Annotated in this window: 20 protein-coding genes; 19 read left to right on the forward strand and 1 reads right to left on the reverse strand. The window is 29.0% G+C overall.

What is annotated here, in order from left to right:
• The first annotated feature begins 58 nt into the window (after positions 1-58).
• The 17 genes from BS62_RS06175 (at position 59) to BS62_RS06255 (ending at position 16,196) form a co-directional block, all read left to right on the forward strand.
• Positions 59-1,819: a methyl-accepting chemotaxis protein gene (locus BS62_RS06175; RefSeq protein WP_496490383.1), complete on the forward strand. Its 1,761-nt coding sequence runs from the start codon at positions 59-61 to the stop codon at positions 1,817-1,819.
• Between the two features lie 174 nt (positions 1,820-1,993).
• Positions 1,994-4,168 (forward strand): chemotaxis protein CheW, encoded by a 2,175-nt coding sequence (locus BS62_RS06180; protein ID WP_496490384.1) that lies wholly within the window; start codon positions 1,994-1,996, stop codon positions 4,166-4,168.
• A 29-nt stretch (positions 4,169-4,197) separates the two neighbouring features.
• On the forward strand, positions 4,198-5,256 hold the full coding sequence (locus BS62_RS06185) for a protein-glutamate methylesterase/protein-glutamine glutaminase (RefSeq protein ID WP_496490385.1): 1,059 nt from the start codon (positions 4,198-4,200) through the stop codon (positions 5,254-5,256).
• A gap of 17 nt (positions 5,257-5,273) precedes the next feature.
• Positions 5,274-5,888, forward strand: coding sequence for a chemotaxis protein CheC (locus BS62_RS06190; protein WP_496490386.1), 615 nt, complete (start codon positions 5,274-5,276; stop codon positions 5,886-5,888).
• Entirely contained in the window at positions 5,888-6,373 is a 486-nt protein-coding gene (locus tag BS62_RS06195; protein WP_496490387.1) for a chemotaxis protein CheD, read from the forward strand. Before BS62_RS06190 ends, BS62_RS06195 begins: the two co-directional genes overlap by 1 nt.
• Positions 6,374-6,391: 18 nt before the next feature.
• Positions 6,392-6,871, forward strand: coding sequence for a chemotaxis protein CheW (locus BS62_RS06200; protein ID WP_496490388.1), 480 nt, complete (start codon positions 6,392-6,394; stop codon positions 6,869-6,871).
• Entirely contained in the window at positions 6,858-7,664 is an 807-nt protein-coding gene (locus BS62_RS06205; protein WP_496490389.1) for a CheR family methyltransferase, read from the forward strand. Before BS62_RS06200 ends, BS62_RS06205 begins: the two co-directional genes overlap by 14 nt.
• 25 nt (positions 7,665-7,689) lie before the next feature.
• A complete protein-coding gene (locus tag BS62_RS06210) occupies positions 7,690-8,043 on the forward strand; it encodes a response regulator (RefSeq protein WP_496490390.1) in 354 nt (117 codons plus the stop codon).
• A 151-nt stretch (positions 8,044-8,194) separates the two neighbouring features.
• Complete coding sequence (locus BS62_RS06215; protein WP_496490391.1) at positions 8,195-9,082, forward strand: flagellar motor switch protein FliM; 888 nt, start codon at positions 8,195-8,197, stop codon at positions 9,080-9,082.
• Between the two features lie 84 nt (positions 9,083-9,166).
• Complete coding sequence (locus BS62_RS06220; RefSeq protein WP_496490392.1) at positions 9,167-10,579, forward strand: aminotransferase class I/II-fold pyridoxal phosphate-dependent enzyme; 1,413 nt, start codon at positions 9,167-9,169, stop codon at positions 10,577-10,579.
• A gap of 15 nt (positions 10,580-10,594) precedes the next feature.
• The gene (locus BS62_RS06225) at positions 10,595-11,278 is read left to right on the forward strand and encodes a dTMP kinase (RefSeq protein WP_496490393.1); all 684 of its coding nucleotides are present in this window, start codon (positions 10,595-10,597) and stop codon (positions 11,276-11,278) included.
• A gap of 27 nt (positions 11,279-11,305) precedes the next feature.
• A complete protein-coding gene (locus tag BS62_RS06230) occupies positions 11,306-12,244 on the forward strand; it encodes a DNA polymerase III subunit (RefSeq protein WP_496490394.1) in 939 nt (312 codons plus the stop codon).
• Positions 12,241-13,149, forward strand: coding sequence for a PSP1 domain-containing protein (locus BS62_RS06235; protein WP_496490395.1), 909 nt, complete (start codon positions 12,241-12,243; stop codon positions 13,147-13,149). The genes BS62_RS06230 and BS62_RS06235 overlap by 4 nt, the downstream gene beginning before the upstream one ends.
• A 100-nt stretch (positions 13,150-13,249) precedes the next feature.
• The gene (locus BS62_RS06240) at positions 13,250-14,002 is read left to right on the forward strand and encodes a tRNA1(Val) (adenine(37)-N6)-methyltransferase (protein WP_496490396.1); all 753 of its coding nucleotides are present in this window, start codon (positions 13,250-13,252) and stop codon (positions 14,000-14,002) included.
• Positions 14,003-14,836 carry a 16S rRNA (cytidine(1402)-2'-O)-methyltransferase gene (rsmI, locus tag BS62_RS06245; RefSeq protein WP_496490397.1) on the forward strand — a complete coding sequence of 278 codons (834 nt, stop codon included), beginning with the start codon at positions 14,003-14,005 and terminating at the stop codon, positions 14,834-14,836.
• Positions 14,837-14,852: 16 nt separating this feature from the next.
• Complete coding sequence (locus BS62_RS06250; RefSeq protein WP_496490398.1) at positions 14,853-15,683, forward strand: HD domain-containing protein; 831 nt, start codon at positions 14,853-14,855, stop codon at positions 15,681-15,683.
• Between the two features lie 171 nt (positions 15,684-15,854).
• Entirely contained in the window at positions 15,855-16,196 is a 342-nt protein-coding gene (locus tag BS62_RS06255; protein WP_496490399.1) for a hypothetical protein, read from the forward strand.
• Between the two features lie 35 nt (positions 16,197-16,231).
• On the opposite strand, the gene BS62_RS06260 is transcribed toward BS62_RS06255, so the two are convergent.
• On the reverse strand, positions 16,232-16,435 hold the full coding sequence (locus BS62_RS06260) for a small, acid-soluble spore protein, H family (RefSeq protein WP_496490400.1): 204 nt from the start codon (positions 16,433-16,435) through the stop codon (positions 16,232-16,234).
• A 293-nt stretch (positions 16,436-16,728) separates the two neighbouring features.
• Here BS62_RS06260 and BS62_RS06265 point away from each other — a divergent pair, with 293 nt between their 5' ends.
• Together BS62_RS06265 and BS62_RS06270 are read left to right on the forward strand one after the other, a co-directional pair.
• Entirely contained in the window at positions 16,729-17,916 is a 1,188-nt protein-coding gene (locus tag BS62_RS06265; RefSeq protein ID WP_496490401.1) for a pyridoxal phosphate-dependent aminotransferase, read from the forward strand.
• Positions 17,917-17,939: 23 nt separating this feature from the next.
• Positions 17,940-19,373, forward strand: coding sequence for an oxaloacetate decarboxylase subunit alpha (locus tag BS62_RS06270; protein WP_496490402.1), 1,434 nt, complete (start codon positions 17,940-17,942; stop codon positions 19,371-19,373).
• The last annotated feature ends 25 nt before the right edge of the window (positions 19,374-19,398 follow it).

Genomic DNA, 19,398 nt, shown 5'->3' on the forward strand with positions numbered 1-19,398 from the left:
AATTTATTGTATGATGTAACAGAAATTATAACAAATCAAATTGTAGGGAGGAATTTATATGAAAGATTTGAAAATAGGTAAAAAGCTAATGGTATCTTTTATTATTGTACTAATACTTACAGCTTTTGCGAGTTTTTATTCAGTATTTAATTTGAAAAAATCAGAAAAGCTAAGTAATGATTTATTTACGGGGCCTTATATAGTAACATCTGATTCTGTATGGATTCGTAGAGATTTAGCTAACATTGCAAGAAATATTAATAATACATTTCTTGAAAATGATCAAGAAGCATATAGAACAGTAATTCTAGAAGATTTTGAAGACATTAATAAAAGAATTGACAGTATTCGTAACGCTTCTACACTTCGTGATTCTGCAGAAGATCAAAGAACACTTGATGAGCTTGAAAGCTTGGCGACTGCTTTAAGACAAGAGTACGATAAAATATATGCAACTGCAAATAGTGAAGGTTTTAGCGGTAATATATTAGATATAGATACAAGTGGATGGGCTGAAACATTTGGTAAAATTTCAGAAATAGTAATAGCTTTTAGTGAACAGGCACAGGAAGACGGTATTGCATTTAATAAAACAGTACAAGATACAGTATCAAAATCAATGTATATTGCTATAGGACTGTGTTTATTTGCTATAGTAACAGGAATAGCTATAGCTCTGAATATCACAAAGAGCTTAAAAAGGCCAATTGAAGAAATAGAAATAGCTGCAAATAAAATGGCTGTTGGTGACTTTGATATTAATATTAATTATGAATCAAAGGATGAATTAGGGGACTTAGCAAATAGTATGCGTCAAATGAGTAACAAAACTAAGGAAATTATAAATGATACAGTTCGTGTTTTGGGAGACGTTGCATCAGGCAATTTTGATGTTACACCTGAAGTAGAATACATGGGAGTATTTAAAAATATTGAAAGATCAGTTAATAGAATTACTAATGATTTAAGTGAAACAATGGCACAAATAAATGTAGCTTCAGAAGAAGTTGGGGGAGCATCAGATCAAGTGGCAAGTGCATCACAAATGTTATCACAGGGTGCTACTGAACAAGCAAGTGCAATTCAAGAGTTGTCTGCAACAATTATAGAAATATCTGACAAAATTAAAGATACTGCAGAGAATGCTAAAAAGGCTAATAATTTAACGATAAGTTCAGGTCGTCAAGTTCAAGAAGGTAATGAACAAATGAAACAGATGGTTAAAGCAATGGAAGAGATTTCATTTACTTCTAATGAAATTGGAAGAATTATAAAAACAATAGATGATATTGCATTCCAAACAAATATATTAGCATTAAACGCTGCTGTAGAAGCTGCTAGGGCAGGTTCTGCTGGTAAAGGATTTGCTGTTGTTGCTGATGAGGTAAGAAATCTTGCTGCTAAATCGGCAGAAGCGGCTAAGAATACAGCTACACTTATCGAAAACTCAATTAAATCAGTTGACAATGGAACTAAGATTGTAGACAATACAGCTGAATCACTACAAAAAATAATCAATACAACTAATAGAACTACTGTATTAGTTGATGAAATAGCTAAAGCATCTGAAGAACAAGCTACTGCAATTTCTCATGTAACACTAGGAGTAGAACAAATTTCAGAAGTAGTACAAACTAACTCTGCAACGGCAGAGGAAAGTGCTGCTAGTAGTGAAGAACTAAGCGGACAAGCACAAATGCTGAAATCACTTATCGAGAACTTTAAATTAAAAGATAAAACTCGTTCGCATAAACATATAAATTTCAGCAGTGAAGAAATTAATTATTTTGATATGGATGAATCAGAATCCTTCGCATAAATGTATAAAATTCAATAGTGATGAAGTTAGTTATTTTCATACCAATGAATTTTTATAATATATTAAATTTATGATTTAAAAAATGGAAGCTTTTAGGCTTCCATTTTTAGAAATTGAATTTAAATATAAAGCAAATTTAAATTTGTTATGTTTAATTAATAAAGGAGAAAAGATATGAGCGGAATAGATTCTTTAACCGAATTTTATGTGTATGAAAATATGCAGTTATTAGAGAAGTTAGAAGTAATTTTACTTGTAAGTCAAATAGATTCTGGAAAATTAGGAAAAGAAGAAATTGAAGAGATTTTCCGAGCAATGCATACTATTAAAGGTTCTTCAGCTATGATGGGATATGATAGTTTAACAAAGCTCACTCATAGTATAGAAGATGTCTTTGATGAAATACGTAATGGACTTGAACTTTCTCAAAGTAAGTGGGAAGAAGTAATTGACGTTGTATTAGCTATTATTGATTTTCTTAAAGCAGAAATGTTAAACGTGCAAGAGGGATTACTTCCAGAGGCTAGTATTGATGAATTACATGAAAGAGCTTTAAATTTATTAAATAATAGTGATGTAAATAACGATGGGAATGAATTGTTAGATATAGAATTACCTACACAAACTATTGGAGAAAAATACTTGTGCGTAAAAGTATTTTTCGAAAGTGGATGTGGCATGGAAGGAATTAGAGCACTTGGTGTAACTACTATGCTTGATGGATTATGTTCTATTATGAAAACTATACCTGAAGATTTAAATGTAGAATGTGATGATGACATAGTCAAAAATGGTTTCACCATGTATGTAAGAACAATAGAAGATAAATGTGAAATTGAAAAATGTGTTGAAGAAACTATGTTTCTAAAAAGCCTTGAAATTATAGAAGTTCCATATGAAACAGAATTACAAGAAAGTTTTGGTGTAGCTAATGAAGCTATAAATAATGAAATAGCAATAACTAATGATGCATTAGAAAAAGAAATTAAAGAAGAAGTAGTTCAATCAAGTACTCCTAATAAGATAAATAATGAAATAGTAATAACTAATGATGTACTAGAAAAAGAAATTAAAGAAGAAGTAATTCAATTAAGTACACCTAATAAAATAAATGATGAAATAGAAATTATTAATAATACATTAAAAAAAGAAATTAAAGAAGAAGTTGCTCAATCACATACATCTAATAAAAATAGTTATTTAACTGTAAATATTAATAAGGTTGATACCCTAATGAACTTAGTTGGTGAAATTGTAACTACTGAATCTATGGTAGAAAAGCAATCACAGCTAGAAAACTTTGATCCAGAGAATTTTGAAAAACAAGCAAGAAGATTGCATCAATTGACAAATGAATTACAAGATGTTGTTATGTCAATCCGTATGGTTCCAATTTCATCCACTTTTACTAAAATGCAAAGAGTTGTAAGAGATATGAGTAAAAAAACTGGTAAATTAGTAGATTTAGTACTGATTGGCGAGCAAACGGAGGTTGATAAGAATATTTTGGAAAACATTTCAGATCCTTTAATGCATATGATAAGAAATAGTATGGATCATGGGATTGAGATGCCACAAGAGCGTAAAGCAAATCTAAAACCAGAGAAAGCAACTATTACATTAGAGGCGAAAAATACTGGCGGAGACGTTGTTATTGTCATCAAAGATGATGGCCGAGGATTAAATAAGGAAGCTATTGTTCAAAAAGCAATTGAAAAAGGGATTACAAGTAAAGGTATTGATGAAATTAGTGATAAAGAGGCATACAACTTCATATTGGCACCTGGATTTTCTACAAAGGAAGCTGTAACTGAGTATTCAGGACGAGGCGTAGGTATGGACGTTGTTTATACAAATATCCGTAAGCTAAGAGGTTCTATTAGTATAGATAGTGAAAAAGGAAATGGCACTATGATTGTACTTCGCATTCCACTAACATTGGCAATTATAGATGGTATGAAAGTACAAATAGGTGATGAAATATATATTATCCCATCACTTAATATAAAAGAAGTTTTTAGGCATGGTGCTTATGAGATTGTTAAGAATCCAAATGGAGAAGAACATAGTATTATTAGAGGTAATTGTTATGAAATTCGTAGATTATCAAAGATACTAGATATACCAGCAAAATCTAATGAAGGTATTATGATTTTAGTTGAGTCTGAAATGGGAAATGTTTGTATCATTGTAGACAGTATTATTGGTCAACAACAAGTTGTAATTAAACCAATACCTACATTGTTAACGCAGTTTGAAAAAGTTCAATCTTACATGTCAGGTTGCTCAATTTTAGAAGATGGTTCTATTAGTTTGATATTTGATGTAAACGCCATTATAAATAAGTAAACGGTGTTAGTCAAAGGGAGAGATAGTCTATGGAAGATAATAAAAAGGTAAAAGTATTGGTAATTGATGACTCTATGATGTTTCGACGTGTTATAGCAAAGTATCTTCAAGAATATACAGATTTGGAGGTCGTTGGAACTGCTAAAGACTCATATGATGCTAGAGATAAGATACTACAACTTCGACCAGATGTATTAACACTGGACATCGAAATGCCAGGGATAGACGGGATTGAATTTTTAAAAATTTTAATGAATCAATACCCAATTCCTACGATTGTTATTAGTGGTGCCGATGATAGATGCTTTGAAGCTATAAGTGCTGGAGCAGTTGGGTTTGTTGAAAAACCAAATGCAAATACAATGAATTATTTTGCCAATGACTTAGCATCTAAAATTAAAGAAGCTTCAGTTGCTAAATTAGATAAGAGGGTTAATAGTCCTGTACAGAAAAGAAGTATATTGGACAATAGTAATATAAGAAGAAAAAATAATAAAGAGATAATAGCTATTGGAGCATCTATGGGCGGTGTAGAAGCTGTTAGTAAATTATTAAGACAATTACCCCTAGGGTTACCTGGAATTGTAATTACACAGCATATGCCACCTGTATTCACCAAGAAATATGCAGAACGATTAAATAAAGAATGTTCTATAACGGTTTCGGAAGGTAAGGACGGAGAAGAAATATTAAGTGGACATGCATATATAGCACCGGGAGCTTTACAAATGTCAATCGTAAATAAAAATAATAAATATGTATTGGAAGTTAAAGAAGGAGAGAAAATTAGTGGTCATTGCCCTTCGGTAGATCATTTATTTGAATCTGTAGCAAAAGTAGCTAAAGAAAATGCTATAGGTGTTATTTTAACTGGAATGGGTTCTGATGGAGCTAAAGGACTACTTGATATAAAGAAAGCTGGAGGATATACTATTGGTCAAAATAAACACTCTTGTGTTGTTTATGGAATGCCAATGGCTGCAATGAATCTTGGAGCAGTTTCAAAGGAAACTTCTTTAGAGATGATTCCAAATGTAATATTAAACCAGTTAAAGAGAAGACAATTAACAGTAAAATCTATAGATTAGATAGAAAGTAGGTATATATGAAATTTGAGTGTGATAAATTGAATGTACTAAGTGAAATTAGCAATATAGGTTCAGGCAATGCATCAAATTCATTAGCTATGATGTTGAATGAGCTAGTTGATATTGGCATTCCTAAAAGTGACATGATTAAATTTTCAGATATAACCAATAGTTATAGTTGTCCAGAAGAATTAGTTGTAGGAACTGTTTTACAGCTTTCAGGAGACATGGAAGGATTTATTATGGTTATTATGAAAGTTGATTCGGCACTTAATTTATTATCAAAGCTTTCTGGGAAAGAAATTATATGTGATAGAAACGATTATAATTCTGTTTGTGAAGAATTAAATTCAATAGGAGAAGTTTGCAACATACTTTGCGGAACATACTTAACTGCAATATCTGATATGACAAATCTAACTATAGATCCATCAATTCCTTATTTTAGTGTAGATATGGTTATGGCAATTATGAATTTACCAGCTTCATTATATGGACAGGTTGCTGATTCAATTTTATGTATTGAAACAGACTTTTTTACTACAGATCAAAAAATTGATGGAAAATATTATTTTATTCCTAAATTAGAGTCATGTAAAAAACTATTAGAATCATTAGGATTTGTTGATTAATGGAAAATGTAACAGTAGGTATAGCAGAACTTAAGATTATAAAAGCACCTAACAAAATTATGACCATAGGTTTAGGATCTTGTTGTGGTGTAGTACTTTACGACGAGATAAATAAAATTGCTGGGTTAGTTCATATTTTACTTCCAAATTCAAATAATGAAAAAAATATAGTAAATAAGGCAAAGTATGCGGATACTGGAATTACTTTATTATATAGCGAAATGAAAAAAGCAGGTGCTAATGTAAGATTTATAAAAGGAAAGTTAGCTGGTGGAGCACATATGTTTAATTTTAAAAATACAGGCAGTAGTATATTTACTGTTGGAGAAAAAAATGTAAAAGCATGCAAAGAAACATTAGCTAAATTAAATATCTCCATTGTTTCTGAAGATGTACTAGGTTCTTGTGGAAGGACTATTATCTTCGATACGATTACAAATAAATTACGTATAAAGAGTGTTGGAAAAATTGAAAAAGTAATTTAAAAGGGCGGTGTATTAACTGTGAATACAAATGATGAAGTAATAGATAATAAAATAGATGATTTGTATATGGTATTTGTTATAAATAATCAAAAATATGCATTGTCATCAAAATATATTATAGAAATTATTGAAATGTTACCTATAACAAAAGTTCCATTTCTTCCTGAGTACATGAAAGGAATTATTAATTTAAGAAGTACTATTATTCCTGTTATGGATGCTAGAATAAGGTTCGATATAGAGCCAATTGATTATAATGAGAGAACTTGTATTATTATAATTGAAAACAATATGGATAAGATGGGATTAATAGTTGATGCCGTAAATGAAGTTATTCATATTTCACCTAATCAAAGTATGAAAATGGTCTCAAATAAAGAAGAAAATAAGCAGAATTTCATAAAAGGTGTTAGCGAAATAAATAATGAAATTCAGTTGATACTAGACTGTGATTCATTAATAGAAATTGTAGGGGATATTAATAATGGAATTAACTAATAAAGACTTTGTACGATTGAAAAATTTTATGTATAATAATTATGGGATAAATCTTGAAAAGAAAAAAACACTGATTGAAACGCGACTAGTATCCATAGTAAAACGCTTAGGATTTCCTGATTTTAAAAGCTACATAGATAATTTGATGCAAGATAAGAGTGGAGAGCAAGTAAATATCTTAGTAGATAAGCTAACAACGAATTTCACTTATTTTATGCGTGAGGAGCAACATTTTGAATTTTTAAAAGATGAAGTACTATTGCCTTATCTAAAAAAACCGAAAATTGGAGGAATAAAAATTTGGTCTGCGGCTTCATCAACGGGAGAAGAACCATACTGTATTGCTATGTTAGCATCATCTGTTTTCGGGAAGAATTCAAGGTCAAAGGTATCTATAACAGCATCGGATATTTCTAATAGTGTATTAAAGCAAGCAAGGTCAGGGATTTATTTAGACGATAAAGTATCTAAATTACCACAATTATGGGTGAAGAATTTTTTTCAAAAGATAAACGATAAAAATTATGTAGTTATTGAAAGTGTGAAAAATTTAATTGAATTTAAATATTTTAATTTAAATAATAGCATAGGCTGGGATAAATCTAAATACGATGTTATTTTTTGTAGAAATGTTATGATCTACTTTGATAATCCTACAAATAAAAAGTTATCTAAAAGATTATACGAATCGCTTAAACCAGGAGGATATTTGATAATTGGAATGTCTGAGAGTTTATCTAATTTAGAAACAGATTTTGAACGTGTAAAACCCTCTGTATATAGGAAAAGATAAAATTTATAAAAAAGGAGACAATGTTATGAAAAGAGTATTAATAGTCGATGATGCAGCATTTATGCGTATGTCTATTCGCAACATGCTTCAAAATCATGATTTTGAGATAGTTGGTGAGGCAGAAAATGGCTTGATGGCAATTGAAAAATATAAAGAATTACAACCAGATATTGTAACGCTAGATATCACTATGCCAGAGATGGATGGATTACAAGCATTAAGAGTAATTAAAAAACTTGATCCAGCAGCATCAATTGTTATGGTATCAGCATTAGGACAAGAGGCGAGAATGAAAGAGGCAATTATTTATGGAGCAAAAGGATTTATTGTAAAACCTTTTAAAGAAGAGATTATTGTAGCTGCTTTATCTAAACTGTAATTTGTTTTGATGATAAATAATTAAATTTATAGTACAACATAAAGAATTAATATTATAAAAGTAAGATGTTTAGACATCTTACTTTTATAATATTAGTGCTAGTATAATGTTATAGAAGATAAAATTTAGAAAGGAGATATAATAAAATATTATGAAACAAGAAGTAATTGTATATGACTTTAAAAAACCACAAAAATATTCTACAGATAATATGAGATTTTTATCTGTAATATCAGAAGAATTTTGTAAAAGTATAAATCTATTTATAGCCTATGAATTAAAGAGACCAAATATAGTATGTAAACTAGAAAAGACAGAACAAACAAACTATGAAGAATTTATGAATATGATATCTAATGATTCTGTAATCATTGAACATGCAATACAACCTTTAGTTCAAGGGCTTATATATCAATTAGACAAAAGTGTTGCACTTTCACTTATAGATTTAATGCTTAGTGGAGATGGCATACTTGATGATTATAATAGACAACTTGCCAAAATAGATAGAGAATTAATATCATACATAGCAAGTAACTTTTTAACAAAAATGCATATATTTGAAGGTTGTGAATATAGAGAAGTATCTAATGTTTATACTAATGTAGGGTCAAGTAAAAAGTATCCAGTAAGTGAACCTGTTCTTATTTCTCATATGAAAATGATGAATGGTAATAAAGAAGTAGGAAAAATGAGTTTTTGTAATCCATATAGCTGTATGGAGCCAGTATTAGATCAATTAGAATCAAAAAGACTTTTTATAAGGGAAAACAAAGAATATGATTTTGAATTTACAAGTGCACTATACAACAGTATTTGTGGTGCAAATACAGATATAGTTGCAAACTTAGGAAGAACAAAAATAAGTGTAGAAGAACTTTTAGAACTAAAAATAGGTGATATTATAACTTTAGATACTAAAATAAATGGAGATATAGATCTTAATGTAGGATTTTCAAAATCATTTAAATGTAAACCTGGGATTATTAAAAATAAAAAGGGTGTTGTCATAACAAATAGCATGAAAGAAGAAGTATAAAAAAGAGATTGTATCCAAATGGACACAATCTTTTTTATGTTGTAATGTATTATATATAATAAATGTACAAGGGGAATTATAAAAATGGAAATCATTAATTCATTAAATAAAATAGTTAAAGATAATATAACGTCATTTCATATGCCAGGTCATAAAAAAGGAAGTATATATGAAAGACTTGGATATAAAGATATAGTATCAAATTTATATGCTATGGATACAACAGAAATACCAGGAACTGATAATTTACACAATCCAGAAGATGCTATAAAAGTATCTCAAGAAAACACATCAAATATATTTAATAGCGACTATACATTTTATCTTGTAAATGGATCAACATGTGGAATACAAGCAGCCATAATGAGTATATGTAATCCAAAAGACAAAATAATATCAAATAGAGACTGTCATCAATCAGTTATAAATACTTGTATATTAGGAGATATAGAACCTGTATATATAAATCCAAGTATAGATTTAGAATATGGAATATCTACAGGGTATACACTTAATGATATAAGAAATGTAGTAGAAGATAATCTAGATGCTAAGGGAGTAATTCTTACATATCCATCTTATTTTGGAACTACATATGATTTAAAATCTATAGCAGATTACATACACAGCAAGGGAATGATATTAATAGTAGATGAAGCTCATGGGTCACATTTAGAACTGAGTACTAAGTTGCCAAGTTCAGCATTAAATCTAGGAGCAGATATTGTTATACATAGCATTCATAAGACATTACCTTCATTTACTCAATCTTCTATTATGCATATAAAAGGAAATAAAGTAGATATAAAAAAGTTAAGATCATATTTGAGGATACTACAATCATCTAGTCCATCTTATATGTTGTTATCTTCATTAGAATTGGCAGTTGAAATATATAAAAACAATGGAAAAGACTTAATGGAAGAGCTGATATATAATATAATAGATTTAAAGAAATTTATAAAAAGGCTAGATAACCTAAAAGTATATGAGCAAAACAATATAGATATTACTAAAATCTATATATTAACTAAGAATTTAGGAATTACAGGCTATGAATTAAGTGATATTTTAAGAAATAAGTATAATATACAAGTTGAATTGTCAAATTACTATGGGGTACTACTAATAAGTACTATAGGAAATACAAAAGAAGATTTTGATAAGCTAAAGCATTCACTAAAGGAAATAGATAAGGTGAAAAAAGAAAATGAACTATCAAAAACAATAAAGTATCCTACTACACTTCCAAGAAAATTAATGAGTCCTAGAGATGCCTTTTATGGTAAGAAGATAAATATAAATATAAATGAATCTATAGGAAAAATATGTGGAGAGTATATAATACCTTACCCCCCTGGAGTTAGTCTTATATCACCTGGAGAAGAAATAACTAAAGAAGCAATAGATTATGTTTTAAACTGCAAGGATTTAGGGATGGAAGTAAATGGAGTTAAGGACAATAACTTAGAATATATACAAATAATAGATAGATAATAAGCGGAGGAAGACATGAGAGGAAAGCTAATCATAATAGAAAGCGGTTCAGATGCAAGTGGAAAAGCAACTCAAACTGCCAAGGTATATGAAAGATTATTAAATGAAGGATATAAAATAAAAAAAATTGAGTTTCCAAATTACAATAGCGACTCATCATCTCTTGTAAAGATGTACTTAAGGGGTGATTTTGGGAAAAACCCATCAGATGTAGACCCTTATATAGCATCTACTTTTTATGCAGGTGACAGATATGCATCATATAAAACTGAATGGGAAGAGTTTTATAAAGATGGTGGAATAGTAATATGTGACAGATACACTACGTCAAATATGGTACATCAAGCATCAAAAATGGATACAAGTGAAAGAGACAAGTACTTAGATTGGCTATTTGACTTTGAATTTAATTTATACAAACTTCCACAACCGGATTGTGTAGTGTTCTTAGATGTTCCAATAGAATACAGCCAAAGATTAATGGTAGACAGAAAAAACAAAATAACAGGAGAATCAAAAAAGGATATACATGAAAGTGATATAGGTTATTTAACTAGATCATATAATAACTCACTTTATATAGCAGATAAATACAATTGGAAAAAAATAAGCTGTGTTAAGAATCAGAATTTAAGAAGCATAGACGATATACATGAAGAGATATATAATAGTATAATATCTATAATAGATGAAAAATAAAATAGTAAAAGATTCGGAGATATAGTTATGTATTTTGGAAATATTATTGGACAAGATTTTGCCAAGAAATATATGATAAACAGTTTAAATAAAAACAGAATAAGTCATGCATATATTTTCGAAGGTACTAGTGGAATAGGAAAGCACAAGTTTTCCGTGGAACTTGCAAAAATATTATTAGATATGGGTAATTTAGAAAATAGTCCAGATTATATAGAGATTAATCCTAGTGGAAGTAGTATAAAAATATCCCAAGTAAGAGAATTACAGTCAGATATAATAATAAAGCCTCATAAAAATTACAAAATATATGTAATAAATGAAGCAGAAAAATTGACTGTAGAAGCCCAAAATGCTCTTTTAAAAACACTAGAAGAGCCACCTGGATATATTATTATAATACTTATAACTGAAAACAAAGAAACATTACTAAATACTATAAAATCTAGATGTGAAATGATAAAATTCATTCCATTATCAATAATAGATATACAAAATTATCTTATAGATAAACACAATATTGATGAGAAAAAAGCCAAATATATATCTTCTTTTTGCAGAGGAAGTATATCAAAGGCATTAGAACTAGTAGATTCTGAAGAATTTAAAACTACAAGATCCAATATACAAAATCTTATAGAATTAATTATAGAGGGAAATATAGTTGATATGCTAGATACACTATCTAGCTTCGAACAAAATAAAGAAAATATAGTAGATACATTAGACATAATGATAACTTATTTTAGAGATATTATGATTATGAAGGAAAAAGTAAATAAGGAAATGATAATAAATATAGATCAACTAGTATACCTGCAAAATCTAAATAAAAAAATTTCCTATTCTCAAGTAGCTACTATTATTGATATAATAGAGGGAACTAAAAAAAAGCTAAGTAGCAACTGCAACTTTAATATAAGCCTACAAGTTATGGCTTTTAATATACATGAGGTGATTAAATGATAAAGATAGTAGGAGTTAGATTTAAAAATGCAGGTAAGATATATTACTTTGATCCAGTGGATCTTGAAATAGAAGAAGGAATAAATGTAGTGGTAGAAACTGCTAGAGGGCTCGAATATGGACTTGTAGTAGTAGGACCTAAGGAAGTAACTAAAAATGAAATCGTATCTCCTCTTAAGCCTATAGTTAGAATAGCTAACGAAGAAGATACAAGAATATATAATGAAAATAAAGAAAAAGCCAAAGAAACGTATGAAGTATGTACAAAAAAAATAAAAGAACACAATTTAGATATGTTCCTTACAGACTGTGAATATACATTTGATAGAAATAAGCTTATATTCTACTTTACAGCAGAGGGAAGAATAGACTTCAGAGAACTTGTAAAGGATCTAGCATCAATATTCAAAACTAGAATAGAATTAAGACAAATAGGCGTAAGAGATGAAGCTAAGACAATTGGAGGTCTAGGACCTTGTGGAAGACCTTTATGCTGTTCTTATTGGCTAGGTGATTTCCAACCAGTATCTATAAAAATGGCAAAGGATCAAAATCTTTCTCTTAATCCAACAAAAATATCTGGTGTATGTGGAAGATTATTCTGTTGCTTAAAATATGAACACAACACATATAGTGAGTCTCTAGAAAAAATGCCACCAGTATCATCAATAGTAAAAACTCAAGATGGAAAAGGAAAAATAATAGATACTAATACTTTATTAGAACAAATAAAGGTAGAATTAGAAAATAAAACTGTTAAATTGTATGAACTTCACGAAGTGACAGTTGTAGAATCAGCTAAGAAATGTGGCGGTGGATGCTGCGGTAGCGGTGGTGGATGTAATCATAATCATGACGATTTAGATCCAGATACACTAAAACTACTAAAAAAATTAGAAGACTAATAAAAGGTAGGATTTTTCCTACCTTTTTCTTATAATTTTTGAGCAACAGGCCTGAATTTTGAGCATAATAAATAATAATGACTTGCAAGGAGAATAAATTATGGAGATAACATTAAAAGAAAATGAGAGAATAGATGATTTACAATTAAAAGGGCTTAAAATAATACAAAACACAACTGGATTTTGTTTTGGTGTAGATGCTGTATTACTTGCAAATTTTGCAAGTATAAAAAAAGATGCAAAAGTTGTTGATTTAGGAACAGGGACAGGTATAATACCTATACTTATAGCTGGTAAAAGTAGTGCAAAGGAAATAATAGGAGTAGAAATACAAGAAGAAGTTTATGAAATGGCAAATCGCTCAGTTAAGTTAAATAAATTAGAAGATAGGTTAAAAATAATAAATGAAGATATAAAAAATATAGATAAGGTTTTACCTACTAATGGATTTCATGTTGTAACATCAAATCCTCCATATATGCACGAAGGGGGAATAAAAAACCCTAATGATAAAAAGGCAATATCAAGACATGAAATAAAGTGTACATTAGAAGATGTAATAAAAGCTGCTTCAAGACTTCTTATGCCTCAAGGAAAGTTTTTTATGGTACATAGGCCAATTAGACTTGTTGATATAATAACATTTGGAAGACAATACAAATTAGAACCAAAAAAAATTCAGTTCATACATCCTAAACCAGGAAAAGCGCCTAATATTATGCTTGTAGAGTTTGTTAAATCTGGAAGACCTGAACTTAAGATATTAGATCCACTTTATGTTTACGATAATGATGGGAATTATAGTAAAGAAATAAGAGCTATATATGCAAATGAAGATATAGGAGAGATTTAAATGATTGGAAAATTATATATATGCCCAACACCAATAGGGAACTTAGAAGATATAACTTATAGAACGTTAAATGTATTAAAAGAAGTTGATTTAATAGCAGCTGAAGATACTAGACATAGTATAAGACTATTGAACCACTTTAATATATCAAAGCCACTTACGAGTTATCATGAACACAATGAAGATGCTAAGGGAAGTTATCTTATACAAAAGCTGTTAAATGGAGAAAACATAGCAATAATAAGTGATGCAGGTATGCCTGGCATATCAGATCCAGGTGAGGTTATAATAAGACAGGCTATAGATGAAGGTGTAGAAATAGAAGTCCTTCCAGGGGCTACAGCCTTTGCAACAGCATTAGTAGGTTCTGGCCTTTCAACAAAGAAATTTGCATTTGAAGGCTTCTTAAGTAGAGACAAAAAGGTAAGAAGAAAGCAATTAGAAGAAGTAAAACAAGAAAGAAGAACTATTATATTTTATGAATCACCTCATAGACTAAAAGATACTTTAGGAGATATGTTAAATATATTAGGGAATAGAAATATATGTATAAATAGAGAGTTAACTAAAAAGTATCAAGAGATAATAAGAGATAATATACAAAATTGTATAAATATATTAAGTGAAAGAGATATAAAAGGCGAATTTGTAATTATAGTAGAGGGATTTACTGGAGAAATAGAAGTTTTATCTAATTACGATGAATTAAATGAAAGAGAATATGTTATAAAGCTTATAGAAGAGGGTATGAACAAAAAAGAAGCTATAAAAGTAGTATGTAAGGAGAGAAACTTATCCAAAAATGATGTGTATCAACAAGTATTAGATTTATAAATTCAGAGGTGATTTTATGGAATTAGGAAGAGAGATTTTAGAAATTCTAAACGAAGATAAAAGCTATAAATATATAAAAGAATTAGACAAAATGAATAAACTAAAAGAAATATTTCCAGAAATAGAGCCTATGAAAGAAGTTGGAGAATGTAAGTACCATGTTTTAAATTGTTATGATCATTCTGTATATGTTTTAAATACATTAGAAAAGCTTTTACATTCAGAGGATTTTTTAGAAAAACATATACAAACTTACAATAAAGAACATTTGTATGAAGTTGTAGAAGATGACATAAAGAAAATACAACTTCTGAAATTAGGGGCATTGTTTCATGATGTAGGAAAGCCACCTGCAAGAAAAGTAGATGAAACTGGACGAGTTAGATTCAAAGGGCATGAAGTTATAGGGGCGGATATGATAGTAGATATAGGGAAAAGACTTGGTCTAGGGGATAAATCAATAAAAATACTATACAATTATGTAAGATATCACATGTGGCCATTATCCCTTTATAAACAGAACGATATGTCATGTGAAAATCTATTCAAGATGTTTAATGAAACAAATACTGAAAGTGTAGATATATCTTTAATGGGATATGCAGATATAGTTGCAACTAGAAAATTATTAAATCCAAATGAAGATATGTCGCTTATAAAAGCTTGTATGGAATACACTGCAACAAATTATATATTTAGATATAGAGAATGTGAAAATATAGATAATTTATTAGATACTTATGTAGACGACGATACAAAGCAATTAGTTAGAAAGGCAATATTTTGTGGAAAAATCCCAAGGGATAGAGATAGAATAAGAGAGTATATTAAATTCAATATAAAATAAATAAAAATAGAGTAGCGAAAGCTGCTCTATTTTTATTTATTTTAAAGTTGTTCATATTTGGACTAGCATATGAATATAAATTTAAAAGAAGATAACTTATGTATATATATAAAATTCTTTGGTAATAAATTATATATATCAAATATAGCTTATGAAAAAGGAGGAAAAATTATGAATGATATTACATTTATAGTAATTTCTATGTATGTGATGATTATTGCAAATTTAATACCTATAAATATACTTGCTTTTGAAAATGCATTTCAATATAAAGGAATATTAATAGCTTTAAATATAGTTATTTTTACTTTATTAAGTATAATAGGATTTATAGCTATAAGTGCTAATAAAAATAAAAACTATAAGCCAAATACTAAGAGAAATGAACTAAAAGATAAGACTAGTATAGTCTATAACACCACTGTAAATTATAATGGAGAAGATCAACTAAAGAATAGAAATAAATATTTAAAAGACATAGATAATTATAACGGTTTTGATAAGTGGGTATAAAAAATATCGCTGAAAATTCAGCGATATTTTTTATTTTATTGAAATTCTTTATTTCTAAACTTGTAGTTTTCATGTATTTCGTCTATTGGAACTTCAACTCTTGTAGGTTTAGAACGAAAAACTATAAATGCAGATTCATTTTCATTATTTATACTTTCTATTAAAATAGGTTGGTCTCTGAAAAAAGCTGTTATATATCCATTTGAGTTTTTTATTTCATAAGCTCTTTTTAAATTCATATTAATTCCTCCTTAATTAATTAGTCACTTCAATATTATATTTCTCATAAATGACGAAAAATATTTTTGTTATTTATTACAAATAATAAAGATATAGACAATTGCCATATTTTTGTATATTATTAAATTGGAAATTCACTAAATTAAAGTAAAAAAAGAAAAATAAATTTTAAAGTTAGTCTTAAAATTATAAATACTTTAATTTATGAGTGTACTATTAAGGTATTAATTGATAATATAATTATATAGGTATTTTTATCAAAAGAAAACGTTAACAAACAGGAGGAATTACAATGAAACAAATATCTAACAAATTAAAATCTATAGCACCATCTGTTACATTAGCTATAACAGCTAAGGCAAAAAAATTAAAAGCAGAAGGTATAGACATAATAGGTTTTGGAGCTGGAGAACCAGACTTTCAAACTCCTCAGTACATAAGAGAAGCAGCTATAAAAGCTATAGAAGAAGAAAATATAGGGTACACAGCAGCTTCAGGGATGGAAAGTTTAAGATCTGTTATATGTGAAAAACTTAAAGAAGACAATAACTTAGATTATACAATAGATCAAATAGTTGTATCAAATGGAGCAAAACACTCATTATATAATATATTGGCAGCTATATGTAATGAAGGAGATGAAGTTATAGTTCCAAATCCTTATTGGGTAAGTTATCCAGAATTAGTTAAATTAGCAGATGCAACTCCAGTATTTGTAGAATGCCCAGAAGAAAACGAATTTAAATATTCAATAGATGAATTAAGAAAAGCTGTAAATGAAAATACTAAGGCTATAATATTAAATAGCCCAAACAATCCAACGGGAACAGCTTACAAAAAAGAAGACTTAGAAGAAATAGCAAAAATAGCAGTAGAAAATAATATATATGTTATATCTGATGAAATATATGAAAAGTTATTATATGAAGGAGAACATGTAAGTATAGCTTCATTAGGAGAAGAAATCAAAAACTTAACAATAGTAGTAAATGGAGTAGCAAAGGCATATGCTATGACAGGATGGAGAATAGGATATACAGCATCTAATAAAGAGTTAGCTAAGGTTATGGGTAACTTCCAAAGTCATGCAACATCTAACCCAAACACAATAGCTCAATACGCTACAATAGCAGCATTAAAAGGGTCACAAGAGCCTATTAATGAGATGATAAGTGCATTTAAGGAAAGAAGAGAGTTTATGGTAGATAAAATAAATTCAATACAAAATTTATCTTGTCTAAGACCACAAGGTGCATTTTATGTAATGGTTAATATAAGCAAGTTGTTAGGCATGAAATTAAATGGGTATAATATAAATACTTCTATTGATTTTGCTGATTACTTATTAGAACATGCTAAAGTAGCAGTAGTTCCAGGAATTGGATTTGGAAATGATAATTATATAAGACTTTCTTATGCTACATCTTTAGAAAACATAAAAGAAGGTTTAAATAGAATAGAAAAAGCAATTCAAGGATAGTAAACTAAGAAGGGATGAATTTTATGAATAAGGTTAAGTTTACAGAGACAGTTTTAAGAGATGGACACCAATCTCTTATAGCTACAAGACTTAAAACTGATGAGATAATTCCCATACTAGAAACTATGGATAAGGTAGGATATCACGCATTAGAGATGTGGGGCGGAGCTACATTTGATGCTTGCTTAAGATTTTTAAACGAAGATCCTTGGGAAAGGTTAAGACAAATAAGAGCTAATGTAAAAGATACTAAATTACAAATGCTTCTTAGAGGTCAAAATCTTTTAGGTTATAGAAATTATCCAGATGACATAGTTGAAAGATTTATAAGAAAATCTATAGAAAATGGTATAGATATAATAAGAATATTTGATGCGTTAAACGATATAAGAAATTTAGAAACATCAATAAAAACTATAAAAAAAGAAAATGCCCATTGCCAATGTGCAATATCATATACCACAAGCCCTGTTCATACTACTGATTATTACTTAGAATTAATAAAATCAATGGAGAACATGGGGGCTGATTCTATATGTATAAAAGATATGGCTGGGGTATTAACTCCATATAATGCATATGAATTAGTTAAAAAAATAAAAGAAACAACTAAGCTTCCAATAGAGGTACATACTCATTGTACAAGTGGTATAGCTGATATGATATATATGAAAGCTGTTGAAGCTGGAGTTGATATAATAGACACAGCTATATCTCCATTTTCAGGTGGTACATCTCAGCCTCCAACAGAATCATTGGCTGTAACATTTAGTGAAATGGATAGAAACCCAGAGCTTAATATGGGTGCACTTACAGAGGTTGCTGAGTACTTTAAGCCTATAAGAGATAAATATATGAAAGCTGGTACACTAGACACTAAGGTATTGCTTACAGAGCCTCAAACACTTAATTACAGAGTTCCAGGAGGTATGCTATCTAACTTATTATCTCAATTAAAACAACAAAATGCAGTAGAAAAGTATGAAGATGTTTTGAGAGAAGTTCCAAAGGTTAGAGAAGATTTAGGATATCCACCACTTGTTACTCCTATGAGTCAGATGGTAGGTACTCAATCTTTATTTAACGTATTAATGGGAGAAAGATATAAGTTAGTTCCAAAGGAAATAAAAGATTATGTAAGAGGTTTATATGGTAAGCCACTATATCCTGTTAAAGAAGAAATTAAGAATAAAATAATAGGAAATGAAGATATAGTTACAGTAAGGCCAGCTGATTTATTAAAGCCAGAATACGATAAAACAAAAAATGAAATAGGAGATTTAGCTAGAAGTGAAGAAGATGTACTTTCATACGTACTATTCCCACAAGTAGCTAAAACCTTCTTTGAAAATAGGCTAAAAAAAGAACAAGGAATAGTGGAAACTTCAAAAGTTGAAGATGATGACGATGATGAAATAGATGAATTTATAGAATACTATTTAGATTTAATCCAATAAAATTCGATACTCTCATGTAAACAAA

This window comes from Sporacetigenium mesophilum DSM 16796 (assembly GCF_059569055.1).

Bases quoted from the DNA above. Each gene is read 5' to 3' on its own strand.
- BS62_RS06175 (WP_496490383.1), top strand. From the start codon at position 59: ATGAAAGATTTGAAAATAGGTAAAAAGCTAATGGTATCTTTTATTATT.
- BS62_RS06180 (WP_496490384.1), top strand. From the start codon at position 1,994: ATGAGCGGAATAGATTCTTTAACCGAATTTTATGTGTATGAAAATATG.
- BS62_RS06185 (WP_496490385.1), top strand. From the start codon at position 4,198: ATGGAAGATAATAAAAAGGTAAAAGTATTGGTAATTGATGACTCTATG.
- BS62_RS06190 (WP_496490386.1), top strand. From the start codon at position 5,274: ATGAAATTTGAGTGTGATAAATTGAATGTACTAAGTGAAATTAGCAAT.
- BS62_RS06195 (WP_496490387.1), top strand. From the start codon at position 5,888: ATGGAAAATGTAACAGTAGGTATAGCAGAACTTAAGATTATAAAAGCA.
- BS62_RS06205 (WP_496490389.1), top strand. From the start codon at position 6,858: ATGGAATTAACTAATAAAGACTTTGTACGATTGAAAAATTTTATGTAT.
- BS62_RS06210 (WP_496490390.1), top strand. From the start codon at position 7,690: ATGAAAAGAGTATTAATAGTCGATGATGCAGCATTTATGCGTATGTCT.
- BS62_RS06215 (WP_496490391.1), top strand. From the start codon at position 8,195: ATGAAACAAGAAGTAATTGTATATGACTTTAAAAAACCACAAAAATAT.
- BS62_RS06220 (WP_496490392.1), top strand. From the start codon at position 9,167: ATGGAAATCATTAATTCATTAAATAAAATAGTTAAAGATAATATAACG.
- BS62_RS06225 (WP_496490393.1), top strand. From the start codon at position 10,595: ATGAGAGGAAAGCTAATCATAATAGAAAGCGGTTCAGATGCAAGTGGA.
- BS62_RS06230 (WP_496490394.1), top strand. From the start codon at position 11,306: ATGTATTTTGGAAATATTATTGGACAAGATTTTGCCAAGAAATATATG.
- BS62_RS06235 (WP_496490395.1), top strand. From the start codon at position 12,241: ATGATAAAGATAGTAGGAGTTAGATTTAAAAATGCAGGTAAGATATAT.
- BS62_RS06240 (WP_496490396.1), top strand. From the start codon at position 13,250: ATGGAGATAACATTAAAAGAAAATGAGAGAATAGATGATTTACAATTA.
- rsmI (WP_496490397.1), top strand. From the start codon at position 14,003: ATGATTGGAAAATTATATATATGCCCAACACCAATAGGGAACTTAGAA.
- BS62_RS06250 (WP_496490398.1), top strand. From the start codon at position 14,853: ATGGAATTAGGAAGAGAGATTTTAGAAATTCTAAACGAAGATAAAAGC.
- BS62_RS06255 (WP_496490399.1), top strand. From the start codon at position 15,855: ATGAATGATATTACATTTATAGTAATTTCTATGTATGTGATGATTATT.
- BS62_RS06260 (WP_496490400.1), bottom strand. From the start codon at position 16,435: ATGAATTTAAAAAGAGCTTATGAAATAAAAAACTCAAATGGATATATA.
- BS62_RS06265 (WP_496490401.1), top strand. From the start codon at position 16,729: ATGAAACAAATATCTAACAAATTAAAATCTATAGCACCATCTGTTACA.
- BS62_RS06270 (WP_496490402.1), top strand. From the start codon at position 17,940: ATGAATAAGGTTAAGTTTACAGAGACAGTTTTAAGAGATGGACACCAA.